Below are 2,872 nucleotides of genomic sequence, written 5' to 3' on the forward strand. Positions count from 1 at the left end.
GACTCTTGCCATTGATAATTTAATGTTCCTAAACCATCAATATCCCCTACGGTATTAGTTGCGGTTAAGGTTTGGTTTTGTGTTGCTGTCCCTGTAATACTAACATTACCTGTTGGTAAGTCGTTAACGGCAAGTACATCAATTGTGATTGTATTAGCTGCCACACTGTCAATAGTGCCGTCATTAACAGTAAACTTGAAGTTGGCATAACCTAAACCGTTAGCACCAGCAACCGGATTAAATCTGAGGTTGGGAATATCAACAGCAGTGATAACTTGGTTGAGACTAACATTACTATTGTTGAGTTGTAATGTCCCGACTGTGGGCAGTTGGATGATTTTTATCGAAGCGAGGGTGTCTGTAGTGTCCACATCACTGAACCCGAAGTCCGTCGCCATAAAGCTATTATGGCTCCCGTCTATATCAACGGTGAGGGTTTTGTCCGTGGCTGTGGGAGCATCATTAACGGCAGTGACATCAATTGTAATCGTATTAGCTGCCAAGCTGTCAATAGTGCCGTCATTAACGGTGAACTTGAAGTTGGCATAACCGCTACCGTTGGCATCAGCAACCGAGGTAAATTTTAGGTTGGGGATATTGGCAGCAATGATCACTTGGTCAGCTGTAACAGCAGCACCGTTGAGTTCTAATGTCCCGACTGTGGGCAGTTGGGTGATTTTTATCGAAGCGAGGGTGTTTCCGGTGTCTACATCACTAAAACCGAAGTCCGCAGCCGCAAAGGTGTAGCTACTGTCTTCGTTAAAAGTTACGGTTTTGTCAGTGGCGGTAGGTGCATCGTTAACAGCCATTACCGTGATGGAGGCGGAGGCAGTGTTGACGCTAAACGCCGTTGTCCCGCCGTTAGTGGTGGTGTCGGCTGTACTTCCGGCTGTACCTGTGGACTTATCCCAGGCGCGGAAGGTGAGGGCGTTGGGAATAGTGCCGTTATAGTTGGCATTGGGTTGGAAGCGAACTTTATTCCCCGCATCTAATAATAGGGCGTTACTATTGCTGACGGTGGGGAAGTTTGTCCAGGTTGTGCCGTTGTTGGTGGAATATTGCCAAGTGCCGTTATTGTCGGTGGCAGTGATAGCGATGGCTTTGAGGATAGTGGTGGTGTCTACATCGGATATGGGAATGGGGTTGGTATAGATTTTGCTGATGATGCTAGAACCATCGACACCCGTGAGCAGGATATCGGTGTTGCCATCATTGTCAAAGTCGGCGGTGGTGACGGAACCATAGTAAACACCGGGGAGGGAGACGTTGGTGTTTTGGCTAAAACCGCCACTGCCGTTGTTGTTATAGATTTGGCTGATGATGCTAGAACCATCGAAGCCCGTGAGCAGGATATCGGTGTCCCCATCTTTGTCGAAGTCGGCTGTGGTGACGGAACTAGCGGCAACACCGGTGAGGGAGACGTTGGTGTTTTGGCTAAAACCGCCACTGCCGTTGTTGTTATAGATTTTGCTGATCAAGCTAGAACCATCTAAGCCCGTGAGCAGGATATCGGTGTCCCCATCATTGTCAAAGTCGGCGGTGGTGACGGAACCCTTGACAACACCGGTGAGGGAGACGTTGGTGTTTTGGCTAAAACCGCCACTGCCGTTGTTGGTATAGATTTGGCTGATGGGGTTCTTAGAACCATCGAAGCCCGTGAGCAGGATATCGGTGTCCCCATCTTTGTCGAAGTCGGCCGTGGTGACGGAACCTGCGTAAACACCGGTGAGGGAGACGTTGGTGTTTTCTTGAATGATCGTTGCTGGAATCATATTCCCGACGATATCCCCACTGGAGTTGCTGTCATCTTCATTAATAGTGGTGAGGCCGTTGTAGGTGAAGTTGGCTAATAGGGGTGCATCGTTAACAGCAGTAACATCAATTGTAATCGTATTAGCTACCACACTATCAATAGTGCCGTCATTAACCTTGAACTTGAAGTTGGCATAACCTAAACCGTTAGCACCAGGAACCGGAGTAAATCTGAGGTTAGGAATATCAACAGCAGTGATAACTTGGTTGAGACTAACATTACTATTGCTGAGTTTTAATGTTCCGGCTGTGGCCAGTTGGGTAATTTTAATTGATTTTAGGGTGTCTGTGGTGTCGAGATCACTGAACCCGAAGTCCGCCACCGTAAAGCTATGGCTACCCTCTTCATTAATGGTTAAGGTTTTGTCGGCTGCGGTGGGTACATCGTTAATGGCAATCACATCAATCGTGATTTTATTAGCTGCCAAGCTGTCCGTTTTGCCGTCATTAACCTTGAACTTGAAGTTGGCATAACCTAAACCGTTGGCACCAGCAACCGGATTAAATCTGAGGTTAGGAATATCAACAGCAGTGATAACTTGGTTGAGACTAACATTACTATTGCTGAGTTTTAATGTCCCGGCTGTGGGCAGTTGGGTGATTTTTATCGAAGCGAGGGTGTCTGTGGTGTCCACATCACTGAACCCGAAGTCTGCCACCGTAAAGCTATTATGGCTCCCGTCTATGTCAACGGTAAGGGTTTTGTCGGCAGCCGTGGGAGCATCGTTAACAGCAGTTACGGCGACTTTTACGGTTATTGGGGTAGCTGACTCCAAACCGTCGTTATCTTTAGCAATGACTTGAACCGCATTGACCGTACCGTTAACGTTGGCATTGGGTGTCCAATAGGCTTTTTTCGTGACATCTATCCTATCATTACTCCCTGCAACCCAAGCTGTGGCACTGGCGGCACTGCTCCCAATTTTTAACGTACCGCTACTAACGGCTTTAACGACAAAGGCATCCACCGTGCCATCACTGTCCGCTTCATTTCCTTGGGCGGCGAGGTCGGCAAAGGTGAGTTCGACTTGTGTATCTTCGTTGGTGGTGTCAACTGGGC

At 48.1% G+C, this 2,872-nt stretch carries 1 protein-coding gene; it reads right to left on the bottom strand.

All coding sequences use genetic code 11. The features are described from left to right. Positions 1-2,872, bottom strand: a 2,872-nt coding sequence (locus IQ236_RS27440; protein WP_193872389.1) for a beta strand repeat-containing protein, incomplete at both ends; no start/stop codon positions are given.

It is taken from the genome of Planktothrix mougeotii LEGE 06226 (assembly GCF_015207485.1).
GTDB lineage: Bacteria > Cyanobacteriota > Cyanobacteriia > Cyanobacteriales > Microcoleaceae > Planktothrix.